This is a genomic window from Aeromonas sp. MdU4 (assembly GCF_041929505.1).
Classification (GTDB): domain Bacteria; phylum Pseudomonadota; class Gammaproteobacteria; order Enterobacterales; family Aeromonadaceae; genus Aeromonas.
Genome location: NZ_JBHFMW010000029.1, coordinates 79,426 through 93,684, shown reverse-complemented (window position 1 = coordinate 93,684; position 14,259 = coordinate 79,426). Strand labels below are relative to the sequence as shown.

Annotated in this window: 15 protein-coding genes; 9 read left to right on the top strand and 6 right to left on the bottom strand. The window is 57.6% G+C overall.

All coding sequences use genetic code 11. The features are described 5' to 3' along the window. Nucleotides 1-58 precede the first annotated feature (58 nt). From melB to ACE1BR_RS17590, 4 genes are all read right to left on the bottom strand, one after another. The gene (gene melB, locus ACE1BR_RS17605) at nt 59-1,459 is read right to left on the bottom strand and encodes a melibiose:sodium transporter MelB (RefSeq protein WP_374872525.1); all 1,401 of its coding nucleotides are present in this window, start codon (nt 1,457-1,459) and stop codon (nt 59-61) included. Between the two features lie 44 nt (nt 1,460-1,503). Continuing rightward, a complete protein-coding gene (locus tag ACE1BR_RS17600) occupies nt 1,504-2,856 on the bottom strand; it encodes an alpha-glucosidase/alpha-galactosidase (RefSeq protein WP_042032231.1) in 1,353 nt (450 codons plus the stop codon). A gap of 208 nt (nt 2,857-3,064) precedes the next feature. Then, nucleotides 3,065-3,568 (bottom strand): GNAT family N-acetyltransferase, encoded by a 504-nt coding sequence (locus ACE1BR_RS17595; RefSeq protein ID WP_374872523.1) that lies wholly within the window; start codon nt 3,566-3,568, stop codon nt 3,065-3,067. 130 nt (nt 3,569-3,698) lie between these two features. Beyond that, entirely contained in the window at nt 3,699-4,520 is an 822-nt protein-coding gene (locus ACE1BR_RS17590) for an HDOD domain-containing protein (protein WP_374872521.1), read from the bottom strand. A 169-nt stretch (nt 4,521-4,689) separates the two neighbouring features. Between ACE1BR_RS17590 and ACE1BR_RS17585 the strand changes: the two genes are divergently transcribed. After that, the gene (locus ACE1BR_RS17585; RefSeq protein ID WP_374872519.1) at nt 4,690-4,953 is read left to right on the top strand and encodes a hypothetical protein; all 264 of its coding nucleotides are present in this window, start codon (nt 4,690-4,692) and stop codon (nt 4,951-4,953) included. A 79-nt stretch (nt 4,954-5,032) separates the two neighbouring features. On the opposite strand, the gene aphA is transcribed toward ACE1BR_RS17585, so the two are convergent. Together aphA and ACE1BR_RS17575 are read right to left on the bottom strand one after the other, a co-directional pair. Continuing rightward, complete coding sequence (gene aphA / locus ACE1BR_RS17580) at nt 5,033-5,752, bottom strand: acid phosphatase AphA (protein ID WP_374872517.1); 720 nt, start codon at nt 5,750-5,752, stop codon at nt 5,033-5,035. A 110-nt stretch (nt 5,753-5,862) separates the two neighbouring features. Then, nucleotides 5,863-6,537, bottom strand: a complete 675-nt coding sequence (locus ACE1BR_RS17575) for an ATP-binding protein (protein WP_374872515.1) — start codon at nt 6,535-6,537, stop codon at nt 5,863-5,865. Between the two features lie 181 nt (nt 6,538-6,718). On the opposite strand from ACE1BR_RS17575, the gene ACE1BR_RS17570 reads away from it, so the two are divergent. From ACE1BR_RS17570 to ACE1BR_RS17535, 8 genes are all read left to right on the top strand, one after another. Next, complete coding sequence (locus tag ACE1BR_RS17570) at nt 6,719-8,035, top strand: MFS transporter (protein ID WP_374872513.1); 1,317 nt, start codon at nt 6,719-6,721, stop codon at nt 8,033-8,035. A 139-nt stretch (nt 8,036-8,174) separates the two neighbouring features. Further along, a complete protein-coding gene (locus ACE1BR_RS17565; RefSeq protein ID WP_374872511.1) occupies nt 8,175-8,891 on the top strand; it encodes a MarC family NAAT transporter in 717 nt (238 codons plus the stop codon). A gap of 163 nt (nt 8,892-9,054) precedes the next feature. Further along, nucleotides 9,055-9,258 (top strand): hypothetical protein, encoded by a 204-nt coding sequence (locus ACE1BR_RS17560; RefSeq protein WP_374872509.1) that lies wholly within the window; start codon nt 9,055-9,057, stop codon nt 9,256-9,258. Between the two features lie 194 nt (nt 9,259-9,452). After that, nucleotides 9,453-9,656 carry a hypothetical protein gene (locus ACE1BR_RS17555; RefSeq protein ID WP_374872507.1) on the top strand — a complete coding sequence of 68 codons (204 nt, stop codon included), beginning with the start codon at nt 9,453-9,455 and terminating at the stop codon, nt 9,654-9,656. A 264-nt stretch (nt 9,657-9,920) separates the two neighbouring features. After that, nucleotides 9,921-10,817, top strand: coding sequence for an N-acetylmuramic acid 6-phosphate etherase (gene murQ / locus ACE1BR_RS17550; RefSeq protein ID WP_374872505.1), 897 nt, complete (start codon nt 9,921-9,923; stop codon nt 10,815-10,817). A gap of 102 nt (nt 10,818-10,919) precedes the next feature. After that, nucleotides 10,920-12,374, top strand: coding sequence for a PTS N-acetylmuramic acid transporter subunit IIBC (murP, locus tag ACE1BR_RS17545; RefSeq protein WP_374872503.1), 1,455 nt, complete (start codon nt 10,920-10,922; stop codon nt 12,372-12,374). 102 nt (nt 12,375-12,476) lie between these two features. Next, nucleotides 12,477-13,550, top strand: coding sequence for a porin (locus ACE1BR_RS17540; protein WP_374872501.1), 1,074 nt, complete (start codon nt 12,477-12,479; stop codon nt 13,548-13,550). A gap of 44 nt (nt 13,551-13,594) precedes the next feature. Beyond that, nucleotides 13,595-14,227, top strand: coding sequence for a DUF2057 domain-containing protein (locus tag ACE1BR_RS17535; protein WP_374872499.1), 633 nt, complete (start codon nt 13,595-13,597; stop codon nt 14,225-14,227). The last annotated feature ends 32 nt before the right edge of the window (nt 14,228-14,259 follow it).

The following is a 14,259-nucleotide window of genomic DNA, read 5'->3' as shown; positions in this document are numbered from 1 at the left end:
GTTCAACTCCTTTGATGATGAACGCCGACCCGAAGGTCGGCGCTATGGGTGAAAGAGATTAGCTGGCGACCGCCCGGGGAGATTCCGCCTCGGCACTCTCGGGTTCATATTTGCTCATCAGATGATCCACCACCTTGGCCTGGTACTGACCGTTGAGCTTGTAGAAGCGGAAGTAAACGAACAGAGTCAGGGCAAAGAAGATGGCCGGCAGCACCACCATGATGGCCTGCATACCCAGCAGGGTTTCGGCACTTTGCACCGCATTGGGGACATAACCGACCAGAGTCAGCATGATGCCGATGAAGAAGCCGGCAAAAGCTGAACCAGCCTTGACCACCATGGTCTGCACCGAGTAGGCGATACTCTCGTTGCGGGTGCCCAGCTTGTACTCACCGTAGTCGACCGTATCAGCGACCATGATCACCTGCAGCACCCAGAACAGAGCGGTACCTATATTGAGCAGGATGCCGGAGAGCGCGATCAGCGGCACGTTCTGGGTATCGTACAGACCGACATAGAGCAGGGTCAGGCAGCTCAGGATCGGACTGAGGGAGGCAAGAGCCCACAATACCCGGCGCGAGATAAAACCAACCAGACGGGGGAAGACCATCAGGGTGATCAGATTCGCCACACCGGAGTACATCATGTAGCTGGGGAAGAGATCCTCACGTCCGATGACATAGGTGAAGTAGTAGATAGCGAAGGCGGTGATGGTGTTGTAAGCCACGTTGTAGCAGAGCGCCATAAACAGCACGCTGGTGAGCTGGTCGTTGCGGAAAATAAGCTTGACCGTATCGATGATGGAGGTGCGTTGCTGGCTGACAGTAGGGGTCGCTGCCGAGCTGTAGCGCTCCTTCACATTGCGCAGGGTGACCAGGGTCGAGACCAGGAAGAAGGCGACCAGGATAAAGGTGAACATGAAGAAGCCGTGGGCCTTATCCCCCTGCCCGAAGTAATCCACCACCTGAAGACCAATGGCACCGGTAATAAGCCAGGCCAGACTGGCAAAGAAGCGGGGATAGGGCACCAGCTCCTCACGCTCGCGCTTGTCGAGGGTCAGCGTTGGCACCAGCGACCAGAAGGGAATATCCATCAGGGTATAGGTCATGCCCCACAGGATGTAGGTCACGGCCACATAGGCGATCAGGGTGGTACCTTCGAAGTTGTGGGCACTGAACACCATCACCAGGGCGATGGAGTTGACCACAGTGCCGATCAGGATCCAGGGTTTGAACTTGCCCCAACGGCTGCGAGTGTTGTCAACGATCCACCCCATGATGGGGTCATTGACGGCATCCCAGATCCGGGCGATGAGAAAGATGGTACCGACCGCCGCAGCCGATACCCCCACCACATCCGTGTAGTAAAACATCAGATACATGTAGACGATGCCGATGGCAAAATCCTTGCCGAAGGCCCCGAAGCCATAGCTCAACTTGGTTTTCAGCGAGACGCTCATGGTTTATCTCCTTGGGGGTTAAGCCCCCCGCAGGGGGCTCTTGCTCAGCCGTGAATCCACTCAGGCAACCAGCCGCGGTGGGCTTCAATCAGTTCGTCGATCAGGGCGTAGATCTCATCCATGCCAAGCACTGCGGCAGTGTGGGGATCGAGCAGGGCAGCATGATAAATGCTTTCCCGCTTGCGCTCGGTGATCGCCTCGGTGACCAGCGCCTGCACGTTGATGTTGGTGCTCATCAATGCAGCCAGATGGGTTGGCAGACGGCCGATGGCGGTGGGCTGGATGCCGTTGGCATCGACCAGACAGGGCACCTCCACACAGCAACCATCCGGCAGGTTGGTGATGAGACCGTCGTTTCTGACGTTGCCATAGATGACGCTGGGCTCGCCGCTCCAGAGCGAGTTGATGATGACGCTCGCATACTCGTTCGATTCGGGCACCTCGACCCGTTCGGCCTGACGATAGGCAGTGAGATCATCCTGCCAGCGGGCAATCTGTTCGACGCAGCGCTTGGGATACTCGTCGAGCGGCACCTTGTAGCGCTCGATGAGATCGGGCCGCCCCGGCTTGATGAAGTAGGGGGTGTACTCGGCAAAGTGTTCGGAGGATTCGGTAACGAAGTAGCCAAACTTCTTGAACAGCTCGTAACGCACCAGATTCTGGCAACGCTGGTTGTGGTGCAGGCCGGGCTTGGGCGCACTCCCCGCTTCATAGGCGGCCAGCAGCTCGGGATAGAGATTGACGAATTCGCCGCTCTCCAGCTGACGCTCGAGGGTCAGATAGAACGCCATGTGGTTGATGCCGGCGCAGCGGTAACGCAAGGTCGCCGGATCGATGTCGAGATCGCGGGCCAGCTCGTGCGCAGTTCCCTGAACCGAGTGACAGAGCCCCACCTGCTTGATATGGGGAAACTGTTGATACATGGCCCAGGTGTTCATCGCCATCGGGTTGACGTAGTTGAGCATAGTGGCGTCGGGGCATACCTCGCTCATTACCTCACACACCCGCCACAAATGGGGAATGGTGCGCAGTGCCCGCATGATGCCGCCGGGCCCAAGCGTATCGGCAATGGTTTGCTCCAGACCGTGGCGTTTGCACACCTCGAAATCGGTCACGGTACAGGGCTCATAGCCGCCAATCTGGAAGGCAACGATCACGAAATTGGCGCCAGCGAGCGCAGGTTTCAGCTCGGTATGACAGTTGAGCTGCCCCTTGGCACCGCTGGAATCCATCAGCTTGCGCACCACAATCTGGGACTCTTCCAGCCGCTGCGGATCTATGTCCATCAGGGATATGTTGGCGTTTTTCAGGGCCGGTTTGTGAAACACATCGCCCAGGATGTTCTTCACAAAGATGGTCGACCCTGCGCCGATAAAGGTGATATTGGGAGTTCTCATGTCCATTGCTCCGATGACGGTGAAACCAGTGTGCCTACTATGCAGGGCTGGTCCCGTCAGGCGCGTCTCGCTTACGGAGCAGTAACTCCCAAAAACTCATATTTGATGGACTGGCTGGCAAGATCTTACAAAATGGGACACTTATCCCCGAATGCGGGAGAGCAAGGCGCTGCTACATCGACAAGGGTTCCAATGTCCCTGAGTGCCATCACTGCGCTTGTTCCAACAGCAGGCACTCGTCAGCATCTTCGCTCAACTTGACCAGGCGGCTACGAACCAGCCCCAGCTTGGCCAACAGGCCGATGGAGCGTTCATTCCCCGGCGTGACGATGGCGACTACCTGCCCGATCCCCAGCCGACTTTTGCCATCGGCCAGAGCAGCCTGCGCAGCTTCAATGGCGTAGCCCTGCCCGCGATATTGCGGCAGGAAGGCGTAGCCGATATCTTCACGGGGCAAGCTGTCGCGCTTGATAAGACCGCAGATACCGAGGCTCGCGCCATCTTCCCTGCGCTCGACCAGATAGAGGCCGTGACCATGACGGGCATAGCTCACCGCCGGTCCCTGCTGGATATACTCCTGCGCCTGCTCCAGCGTGCGGATCCCCCGATCACCGATGTAACGATGAAAGTCGGCATCATTGAGCAGCTCAAGAATGAAGGGGGCGTCGGTGGCGATCATTTCGCGCAGGATCAGGCGGGAGGAGGCAATCATGGCAAGGGCTCTCAAACGGAAAGTGAAGGGCAAAGAGTGCCCCGCGCCTCTCTGGCTGGCAAGCCTGCCGGTTCATCAACCATGAAAAAGGGGCCGCGCGGCGACCCCTGTTGTACTTGGCAACGTTAGCTCAGGCAGCGAGCAACCCGGCATAACCGTTGCCCTGCTCACGCAGCGCTGTGAACTGGGCGGCACAATCAGCCCAGGAGAGACCCAGCTTCTCCGCGACCTTGGTTGGCCATTCTGGTGGGGCTTCTTCACCCACATCGGATTGCGCAGCCAACACGATCGCCAGATGGATCAAGCCGGCCTCGGTAGAAAACTCCTTTGCTAACAAAGGGTTGTAGTGATACTCCACCGCACTGCTGATGGTGTCTGGAAATTTCCACAGCTTGGCCATGGCAGCCCCGACCTGGGCATAGTTGAAGCCGACCACCAGCTCTTCTGCCTTGGCCCGCCCCTTGTGCTGCTCCAGGTCATGGATGTGATGAACCGTGTTTTCCGGCAACCCCACATGCATGATCAATCGACCGAGATCGTGCAGCAGTGCACAGGTAAAAACCTCCTCCCCTTTCATACCCTTTTTCACTGCCAGACGGCGGGCAAGCTCCGCTACGTTGAACACGCAGCCCCAGAAATGCTTAAGGTCAAGGCCGGGCACCGCATTAACCGATTCGGTCAACCCGCAGGCAAGTACCATGTTGCGTACCATCGCCAACCCCAGCCGCACTGCCGCTTCATTGACGGTGGCAACCTGACGACTGCTGCCAAATTTGGCCGAGTTGGCCAAGCGCAACAGCTTGGCGGAGATGACCGGGTCCTTGTTGATCTGCTTGCTGATCTTGAGCAGATCCGGTTCCTTCTCGTTGAAGGTCTGAATAAGTTCGCGCATCACTTCAGGAATTTTTGGCAGGTTATGCGGCTGTGCCAGCAGGGAATCTATCGTGGGCATAGGCGTGTCCATCCTTGTTATCTGTGTTCTAACCTGTTTGCTTTGGCAAACGCCTTCTAATTATGGGTAACAAATGGCTGCAGCACCGGATTGTTTGTGCGCTTCTGGCTCAAGTTGTTAACACCATTCAGGCTATACTGGCCGCCACATTCACTGTTGCGGATATCCCATGAACGATACTCAGGAATTTTTTGACGAGGACGCGCTGCTGGAGATGGTGGAAAACCAGCTCAATGACGGTCACCCACTGCAGGTGAAAGCGACCCTGATGCGACTGGTGATGAAGGGCACACCACGGGAAGAGGCGCTGCAATATATCGCCTGTGCCCTCGGTGCCGAACTGATGGCGATGGAAGCCGAACAAGGTCCTTTCAACCTGACCCGCTACGGCGAGTTTCTCGACAGCCTGCCCGAGATGCCCTGGGCCGACTGAACGGTACCGGCATCAAAATGAGAAAAACAGAAGGGCGAGTGTCTACACACTCGCCCTTCTTGTCTGAACCGGAACGGGATCAGAACTGGGAGTTGATGATCACTTCCTCACCCAGTGCGCCAGCCAGCGGCATTGGCTGGTAGCTGGAGTTAGCAGCCCGCAGCAGGCGGATGCCACGAGCGCCAATCTCCTGCGCCGCTTTGATATCACCATCAGAATCGCCGTAGAAGATCTTCATCTTCTTATCCTTGAGCCACTGCACCTTGGTGTTCTGGCCAGGATGATCATCGGCAAAGATCACCGGATTGAGCTGGGCATCCGGGATGTTCATGGTCTTCTGCAGCGTCTTGGTCACGGTCTCGGTCTTGGTGACCGGACGACCGGTAACAAAGTAGATGTGATCACCGCGCTTGAGGTGCATCGCGATCAGGGCCTTGCCCACCTCTTTCGGAATACTGAACTCATCCCAACCGTTGTTCATCTTCTCCCAGAACTCCGGATTTTTCAGATAGCTCTGATCCTTGGGGGAGTACTCCATCCTGCCACGGTAAAAACCCGGGCTGGAGAAGAGCAGGGTATCGTCGATATCAAAACCGACCGCAATCGGGGGCAGACCATCCAGGCTCTTGGCGATCTGCTCCACGGATACCCAGTGAATCGGGGCCTGCTGGGCCAGCGTAACGGTAGTGACACCGGCAGGAACCGGCTGAACTGTGGCGGCACCACCAGCTACGGCGGGCAGAGAGAGAGCGGCAGCCAGCAAGGAAGCGAGCAGCGCTGGGCGAGAGAGGTGTTTCATAAGGAAGTACCGTGATTTTCAATCAAAAAAGAGGGCGATGATAGTGCCCGTATCACCCACTGTAAACTGTGAGTAGACTGGCAAAAAAGGAGCGCTTGCCCCATAAAAAATTAATCACCGAGTGGCAGTAGATCGGTAAAAACAAAACCGTCACGAACCACCGTCTCACCGACCCGGATCCCGAGTGGATGGGAGAACATGGGGCCATCGTAAGCCAGAGTGTGAAACTCACCGTTCTCGCCACAAGGGTCAACCCCCTCGGGCAAGGCCGCCAGCAGCGCCTCGTCAAAATCGTGGCCCCCCAGGCTGGCATCCAGCTTGGTCGGATCCAGCGTGCTGATCTTCGCTTTCAACCCTGCCACCATCATCTGCTGCGCCAGCTCCCGGGTGTTGCTGCCCCACAGCGGAAAGATCGGCTCGATGCCGGTGCCTGCCAGCTGTTTTTCACGGTAAGCCCTTACATCCTCAAGGAACAGATCGCCAAACGCCATGTGACGGATCCCCTGTGCCACCACATCGGCAATGAAGCCGGTCATGATACGGGCGTAATCCTCGTTGCTGCAGGGCCAGGGCAGATCGAGGGTAATGAGGGGCAGGCCGACACAGGCAGCCTGTTCGGTCAGAAGCTGCTTGCGCACCCCGTGCATCGCCACCCGCTCGAATGCCTGATTAAGGGTAGTGAACAACCCCACCACCTCGATGGCGGGATCTTGCCGCAGCCGATGCAAGGCCCATGCACAATCCTTGCCGCTGCTCCAGGAGAGTAGTACCCGTTTCTTTTCCATCACTTCTCCGCCAGCGGGACGCTCAGGTTTTCCCAAAATGGTTGCCCCAAATAAGATGCAAGACTGTGTTGCGAATTGCGCAATTTACACACAAGAGGCGTGCAGCATACTCTCGATCTCAGCCACAAGCCCCCTACCAGGGGTGAACAATAACTAAAAAAGCGATGGGAAACATAAGGATATGACGACAACAACACAACAATACGACCACGGTCGCCCCCTCAACCGACAGGATTACAAAACCCTGAGTCTGGCCGCCCTCGGCGGTGCGCTGGAATTTTACGACTTCATCATCTTCGTCTTCTTCGCCGTGGTTATCGGCGAGCTGTTCTTCCCGGCCGACATTCCCGAGTGGTTGCGCCAGTTCCAGACCTTCGGCATCTTCGCCGCCGGTTATCTGGCTCGCCCGCTGGGCGGCATCATCATGGCCCACTTTGGCGACCTTATCGGTCGCAAGCGGATGTTCACCCTCAGCATCATCATGATGGCGCTGCCCACCCTGCTGATCGGTCTGCTGCCCACCTATGCGGGGCTCGGCATCGGCGCCCCCATCGCCCTGCTGGGACTGCGTATCCTGCAAGGCGCCGCCATCGGCGGTGAAGTGCCGGGTGCCTGGGTCTTTGTGGCAGAGCATGTCCCTGCCCGTCGGGTCGGCGTCGCTTGCGGCACGCTGACTGCCGGGCTGACCGCAGGCATCCTGCTCGGCTCCCTCATCGCTACCGCGGTCAACAAGAGCCTGACTCCGGCGGAAGTGAGCGATTGGGGCTGGCGAGTCCCCTTCCTGCTGGGGGGCATCTTCGGGATCGTCGCCATGTACCTGCGCCGCTGGCTGCACGAGACCCCGGTCTTCGCCGAAATGCAGGCCAACAAGGCACTGGCCGACGAGCTTCCCCTCAAGACGGTGCTGCGCAGCCACAAGAGCAGCGTGGTGGTCTCCATGCTGCTGACCTGGCTGCTCTCCGCTGGCATCGTAGTGGTGATCCTGATGACCCCGACCTACCTGCAAAAGGTCTATGGCATCAGCCCCACCGATGCCCTGACCGCCAACTCGCTGGCGATCGTCGCCCTGACACTCGGCTGCATCATCTATGGTCGGCTGATCGATTTGCTGGGTAGCGGCCTTACCTTTATGCTGGGTTCCCTGCTGCTGGCAGGTTCCAGCTACGCCTTCTATCACGGGCTGGCGGCAGGCATGAACCAGCTGATACCGCTCTATATGCTGGCAGGGTTTGCGGTCGGGATTGTCGGAGCTGTGCCTTATGTGATGGTCAATGCGTTTCCGCCGGTGGTGCGCTTCTCCGGTCTGTCATTCTCCTACAATGTGGCCTACGCCATTTTCGGCGGCCTCACCCCGATGGCGGTAACCCTCTGGATGAAGAATGACGTGCTGGCCCCCTCCCACTATGTGGTGAGTCTGGCGCTGCTGGGCTTTGCCATCGGACTCTGGCTCTGGCTCCAGCAACGCGCGGCGCGGCAACAACTGCCCCAACCAGCCTGATCCAAAGCCCCGAACCTGATTCGGGGCTTTTTTGTACTGCTGGTGTTCAGGCTGACCAACTTAAGATAGCCTCCCTCTTGAGTCAGGCAAACGCCTGATCCATATCACTTCCCTTCACTCCTGTTATCCGAGGCTCAACATGTTCTTTCAGGTTGTTTTTCTTGCCTTGCTGGCACTGCTACCCATGGTTAACCCGCCCACTACGGCCACCCTGCTGCTGGGGCTGAGCAAAGGGATGTCGCGGGAACATGTGCGCCGCCAGGTCAACATGGCGGCTATCTATCTCTTCTGCACCCTCTGCATCACCTTCTTCATCGGCTCCTCGATTCTGGATCTGTTCGGGATCTCCATCCCGGGCCTGCGCCTGGCTGGTGGTCTCATCATCGGCTTTATCGGTTTTCGCATGCTGTTCCCTGCCCCCAGCCAGGCCAGCGGCGTCGATATCAACCAGAACATCGCCTTCGTCCCGCTCACCATGCCCAGCATGTGTGGCCCGGGCACCATGGCACTGGTGATCAGTGGCGCCGCCCAGATTGCCGAACTGCCTAGCGAGTACGACCGCCTTACTATCTACGGCGCCATGGTGACTGCATTCGCCCTGATGAGCGTGATCAGCTGGGGTGTGCTCAAGCTGGCCGACCCGGTCTGCAAGATCCTCGGCGCCACCGGTATCGATGCCATGACCCGCATCATGGGCTTCCTGCTGGTCTGCATGGGCATGCAATTTTGCATAAACGGTATCAAAGAGGTTGCTCAGGATCCGGTATTCCATGGAACGCCTTCGGTTCAAACAACTCCTCATTTACCGCAGATTGAAGGCCATTTTGATCAGCTGCCGAAGCCGCACCAGCAGTGATTGAAAACGGTATCAAAAAGTCCCTGACGATCTGCACTGATCTTGTTCCTGATCATGTTATTGACACATAAATGAGTTAGGGTGTTTTTCATACAGACTATGTTCAGACGGATGCTGATAGGTTTGTTGATGAATACCCACTCAACTTCAGGAGAGTATGCAGATGGATAAGATGCTGACAGAAATAGGGAGCCATAGCCTGTTTCATGAATACCTGAACGTGGTTGGGATTTCGAGCCCATCCCTCGCCAAGATCGAGCAACGCTGGGAGTATAAAGAGCAAGAGCAGCTGGTTGCCAAGATCCAGATCGACAAGCAGGGCAACGCCCGCTACTTCATCGACGCCCGCGCCATTTCCGTCAACTGATCCCGAATAGCCTGCCAGCCCCGGTCCAACTGACCGGGGCTTTTTGTTACCAGTGCCCCCACACGCAACGACTCATCTCGCCATGGTGGTGACTTAAACCTGCCACCTCGCTGTTTGTTTTTCATACAGCACGCATTCAGCTGTGCAGGACTATCTTCTCTGGCGAACACCACTTAATTAAGAAGAGTATCCCGATGACCAAGATGCTGACCGAGATTGGAAGCCATAGCCTGTTTCACGAGTACCTCAACGTACTTGGTGTTGCCAATCCAGCCCTTGCCAAAGTAGAGCAACTCTGGGAACACAGGCGGCAAGAGCGGCTGCTCGCCAAGATCCAGATCGATAATCAGGGCAAGGCCCGCTACTTCATCGACGCCCGCGCCATATCCATCAACTGATATCGGATTGCCCACCCCCGCAAGCCCCGGCCAACTGGCCGGGGCTTTTTGTTTTCTGCCTGATCGGCATGCCCACCAGTTTCATCCCCCCGTTTGTACTGATGAATCTCATGATGGAATTTTATTAGCTTTAAAACAAATATAAATGGAATAATTAATTATGCGACACGAGTCGCATAACGAAAATCAAAAATCCTTATGATAACCAGTATCCAGAAAGATAATTTGCGCCGGGAATGGCGACGACCTGAAGTAGAGGACACGATGACCATTGACCTATCAAGCATGATTACTGAAACCCGCAACCCCGCCAGCATCGAGATCGACCAGCTCCCGACACTGGATATGCTGCAGATCATCAATCAAGAAGATCAACAAGTTGCAGTGGCGGTAAGCCAGTTGCTCCCAGAGATCGCCAAGGCGGTCGATGCGATCGCTGCTGCATTTGGCAAGGGTGGCCGCCTGATCTACATCGGGGCAGGCACCTCCGGGCGCCTTGGCATTCTGGACGCCAGCGAATGCCCGCCCACCTACGGGGTCTCTGCCGAACTGGTGGTCGGTCTGATTGCCGGAGGCCACAAGGCCATTCTGCAGGCGGTAGAAAATGCTGAAGACGATACAGAGCTAGGTGCCAGCGATCTGAAAAACATCCAGTTCAGTGCCAACGACGTGCTGGTGGGTATCGCGGCCAGCGGACGAACACCCTATGTGCTGGGAGCCATGCAGTATGCCAAGGGTCTGGGGGCAACGGTGTGCAGTATCAGCTGCAATCCGGGCAGCCCGCTCGCCAAAGCGGCCGACATCAGCATGGTCGCCGTGGTCGGGCCCGAGATTGTCACAGGCTCCTCCCGCATGAAGGCAGGTACCGCCCAGAAGCTGATCCTCAATATGCTCTCTACCGGCGCCATGATCCGTACTGGCAAGGTCTACGGCAACCTGATGGTGGATGTGGAAGCGACCAATGCCAAGCTGGTGGAGCGCCAGAAGCGGATCGTCATGGAAGCAACCGAATGTGACCGTAACACGGCAGAACAGGCTCTTGCGGCCGCAGATAACCACTGCAAGACCGCTATCGTGATGATCCTGGCCAACATCTCCGCCAGCGAAGCACGCGAGCGACTGCTGAGCAATGGCGGCTTTATCAGCAAGTGCACCGATTGATCGGGCCAATTACGCATTGGTCATGCCAGAAATGGCGACAAGATAACAACATAAGCGGGGGCATCCGCCCCCTCAAATCACATCAGAGTGACTGGGTTCTTTATGGCAAAAATAACTGACACCATGATTGGCCAGCTCATCCAGGCCATCGGTGGCCGGGATAACATCACCAACTGTGGCCACTGTATGACCCGCTTGCGGCTGAGCCTGGCGGATAGCCTGCATGCCGATCGCGATACCATCAAACGAATCGCCGGGGTGATGGGGGTAATTGAAAGCGACAGCCAGTTCCAGATCGTGCTTGGCCCCGGCAAAGCCCAGACTGCCTGCGAAATGATGAACGGCATGCTGAGCGCTGACGCGGGTACCCTGAATCCCCACCGCCCACAATCAAATGATCTTGGCGACATCGCCGCCGCCAACAAGCAGGCGCTGAAGCAGAAGCAGAGCAGTGCGGCGCACCGCTTCCTGGCCAAGTTTGCCACCATTTTCACTCCGCTGATCCCCGGTTTTATCGCTGCGGGTCTGCTGCTCGGCTGTGCCACCCTGATCGAACAGACCCTGTTGCTGGAAGGACAGCAGACAGGGGGCATGCTGGCCGAATTCGTCGGCTACATGAAGCTGTTCAGCAAGGGATTGTTCAGCTTCCTCAGCATCCTGATCGGCTACAACGCCCAGAAGGCGTTTGGCGGATCTGGGGTCAATGGCGCCATCCTCGCCTCCCTGTTTGTCATGGGGTATGACCCCCAAGCCAGCAGCGGGATCTACTCCGGCATTAGCGACTTCTTCGGTCACCAGATCGATCCGCGCGGCAACATCATCGGCGTGTTGATCGCTTGCATCATAGGCGCCTCGGTGGAGCGTCAGGTTCGCCGCTTCATGCCGGACAGTCTGGATATGATCCTCACCTCCTGCATCACCCTACTGATCATGGGTGCTGTTACCTTTATCCTGATCATGCCCCTCGGCGTGCAGCTCTATAACGGCATGTCCTGGCTCTTCATCAACCTCAATGGCAACCCGTTCGGCACCGCCATTCTGGCCGGTCTGTTCCTCATCTCGGTGATGTTCGGTATCCACCAAGGCTTTGTTCCCGTCTACTTTGCGCTGATGGATGCTCAGGGCTTCAACTCCCTGTTCCCCATCCTGGCGCTGGCTGGCGCCGGACAGGTAGGGGCTGCGTTGGCGCTCTACAGCCGGGCAGGCAAGGATTCACTGCTGCGCACTCAGGTGAAAGGCACCATCATCCCGGGCATTCTGGGAGTGGGTGAACCACTGATCTACGGCGTAACCCTGCCACGGGTTAAACCCTTCATCACCGCATGCTGCGGCGGTTCACTGGGCGGCTTCGTGGTTGGCCTCATCTCCTGGCTGGGTCTGCCGGTTGGTCTCAACACCGTCTTTGGCCCCTCCGGTATCGTCGCCCTGCCGCTGATGACTTCCGCCCAGGGGATCTTTCCCGGCATGATGGTCTATGCCGTCGGCCTCGCCGTCGCCTACCTCGGCGGCTACCTCTTCACCCTGATGTTCGGCTGCAAGAACGTCGATCTGAGTTAATCCCTCCTCCGGATTTATAGCCAAGGTCTGGCCCCGAGCAATCGGGGTCATGGCCTAACTCATCCCGGCTCTGGCACAGAGCCCATACAGGAACGATAAAAAATGAAAAAATCCATGCTTGCTCTGGTTCTTCCCGCTCTGCTCGGTGCAGGTTCCGCCAACGCTGCCGTCATCTATCAGGCTGACGATGGATCCAACGTCGACCTCTACGGCCGTCTTGGCTTCAATATCTCCGACAAGAAGAGCGGCAATGATCAGGGTGACTTCGATGGCCGTATCGGCTTTACCGCCCGCCAGACCGTCAACGACGATGTCGCAGTGATCGGCATGGCGCAATATCAGGTTAATGCGGCCGAATACGCCAACAACGTGCAGAAGAACAGCAGCGACCTCACTGCCCGTTACGTCTGGGCCGGGATCGACGCTGGCCAGTGGGGCAAGGTGACCGGCGGGCGTGTCTCTTCCGGCCTCATCATGTTCACCGATATCGGCGATGTGTTTGCCGCCTCCGATGTCTCCATGGCTCGTCAGGCCAGCAAGGTGGATTCAACCGCCGTGCAGGTGTTCCGTCAGGATGGCACCCTGCAGTACCAGAACACCCTCGGCAATCTGGATCTCTCGCTCGCCTACATTCTTGGTAACGGTACCTCGGATCTTGATTACGGATACAACGGCGCCCTGCGCTACACCTTCGATCTGGGCAATGCCGGTAAACTGGCTCCGGTCGTGGCGTATCAGCAGACCAAAGCCGCCCAGAGCAGTGGCAGCAAGGTCGATCCCAATGCCGATGAGTATCGCTTCGCCGGGATCGGTACCCGCTACTATCTCGGCCCTCTGATGTTGGGCGCCCTCTATAGCAAGGATCAGGTGACCTATCGCGACGGCCGTGCCGACAGTGAAGACAAGGTGTGGGAACTGACCGCTGTGTATGACATCAACCAAAAGTGGGCGGCCCGCGCAGGCTATCGTCACCTCGTCAACGAGGGTGGCGACCAGATGGCACTGCGCGATACTACGCTGGAGCTGCAATACAAGCTCACTCCTCGCTCGTCCCTCTACAGCGCCTATGTGTTCCGCAACGGTGAAGATGGTCTGGCTGGCAGCACCATCACCAGCTTTGGCGGCAGCAGCAACAGCGAGAGCTTCTACCACCTCGGCCTGCGCTACGAATTTTGATCTTGTTGCCGGCCTGCGGGCCGGCACCTTTATGGAGTCTTATGATGAGACGATCCTCTCCGCTCTCTCCCTTGCTGCTCTCATCCCTGCTTGCCCTGCTGCTCGGAATGCCTGTACAGGCTGCCCGACTGGAACTGGCAGACAACCTCACCCTGCTCGCCTCGCCACAAGGCAAACCCTCTGCCTTTACCCGGACCATTGATCTCCCGGCGGGAGAGTCCCGACTGCTGGTGCGCTTTGACAGCCCAAGTGACCCTCGATCCACCAACGAGAGCCCGGGACGCGTGACCTCTGCTCCTCTACTGGTCACCCTTACAGCACCAGCACAAGGGACGCTGCAACTGACCACCCCGGTGCTGACCAGCTCCTCGGCTATCCGCCAGTTTGCCGCCAGCCCGGCCCTGCGGCTGAGTGACGACAAGGGCATATCACAGCCGCTGACACTGCAAGCCCTGCCACGCAGCCAGGATGGTCTGGGCACCGATTACCAGGCCCTGTTGGCAAGCCATACGCCAACAGTGAGCTCGGACCCCATTTTCGCAACACAAGCCGCAACTACCTCTCATACAGCTTCGGCACTTACGCCGGAGCAGGCGGATGCCACCCTGCGGGAACTCTATCTGGCGGCCGATGCCAAGCGGCGTAAAGCCTTTATCCGCTGGGCCCTTGGCCTCTAGCAGACAACAAAAAACCACCTGTTCAGGTGGTT

Bases quoted from the DNA above. Each gene is read 5' to 3' on its own strand.
- melB (WP_374872525.1), bottom strand. From the start codon at position 1,459: ATGAGCGTCTCGCTGAAAACCAAGTTGAGCTATGGCTTCGGGGCCTTC.
- ACE1BR_RS17600 (WP_042032231.1), bottom strand. From the start codon at position 2,856: ATGAGAACTCCCAATATCACCTTTATCGGCGCAGGGTCGACCATCTTT.
- ACE1BR_RS17595 (WP_374872523.1), bottom strand. From the start codon at position 3,568: ATGATTGCCTCCTCCCGCCTGATCCTGCGCGAAATGATCGCCACCGAC.
- ACE1BR_RS17590 (WP_374872521.1), bottom strand. From the start codon at position 4,520: ATGCCCACGATAGATTCCCTGCTGGCACAGCCGCATAACCTGCCAAAA.
- ACE1BR_RS17585 (WP_374872519.1), top strand. From the start codon at position 4,690: ATGAACGATACTCAGGAATTTTTTGACGAGGACGCGCTGCTGGAGATG.
- aphA (WP_374872517.1), bottom strand. From the start codon at position 5,752: ATGAAACACCTCTCTCGCCCAGCGCTGCTCGCTTCCTTGCTGGCTGCC.
- ACE1BR_RS17575 (WP_374872515.1), bottom strand. From the start codon at position 6,537: ATGGAAAAGAAACGGGTACTACTCTCCTGGAGCAGCGGCAAGGATTGT.
- ACE1BR_RS17570 (WP_374872513.1), top strand. From the start codon at position 6,719: ATGACGACAACAACACAACAATACGACCACGGTCGCCCCCTCAACCGA.
- ACE1BR_RS17565 (WP_374872511.1), top strand. From the start codon at position 8,175: ATGTTCTTTCAGGTTGTTTTTCTTGCCTTGCTGGCACTGCTACCCATG.
- ACE1BR_RS17560 (WP_374872509.1), top strand. From the start codon at position 9,055: ATGGATAAGATGCTGACAGAAATAGGGAGCCATAGCCTGTTTCATGAA.
- ACE1BR_RS17555 (WP_374872507.1), top strand. From the start codon at position 9,453: ATGACCAAGATGCTGACCGAGATTGGAAGCCATAGCCTGTTTCACGAG.
- murQ (WP_374872505.1), top strand. From the start codon at position 9,921: ATGACCATTGACCTATCAAGCATGATTACTGAAACCCGCAACCCCGCC.
- murP (WP_374872503.1), top strand. From the start codon at position 10,920: ATGGCAAAAATAACTGACACCATGATTGGCCAGCTCATCCAGGCCATC.
- ACE1BR_RS17540 (WP_374872501.1), top strand. From the start codon at position 12,477: ATGAAAAAATCCATGCTTGCTCTGGTTCTTCCCGCTCTGCTCGGTGCA.
- ACE1BR_RS17535 (WP_374872499.1), top strand. From the start codon at position 13,595: ATGAGACGATCCTCTCCGCTCTCTCCCTTGCTGCTCTCATCCCTGCTT.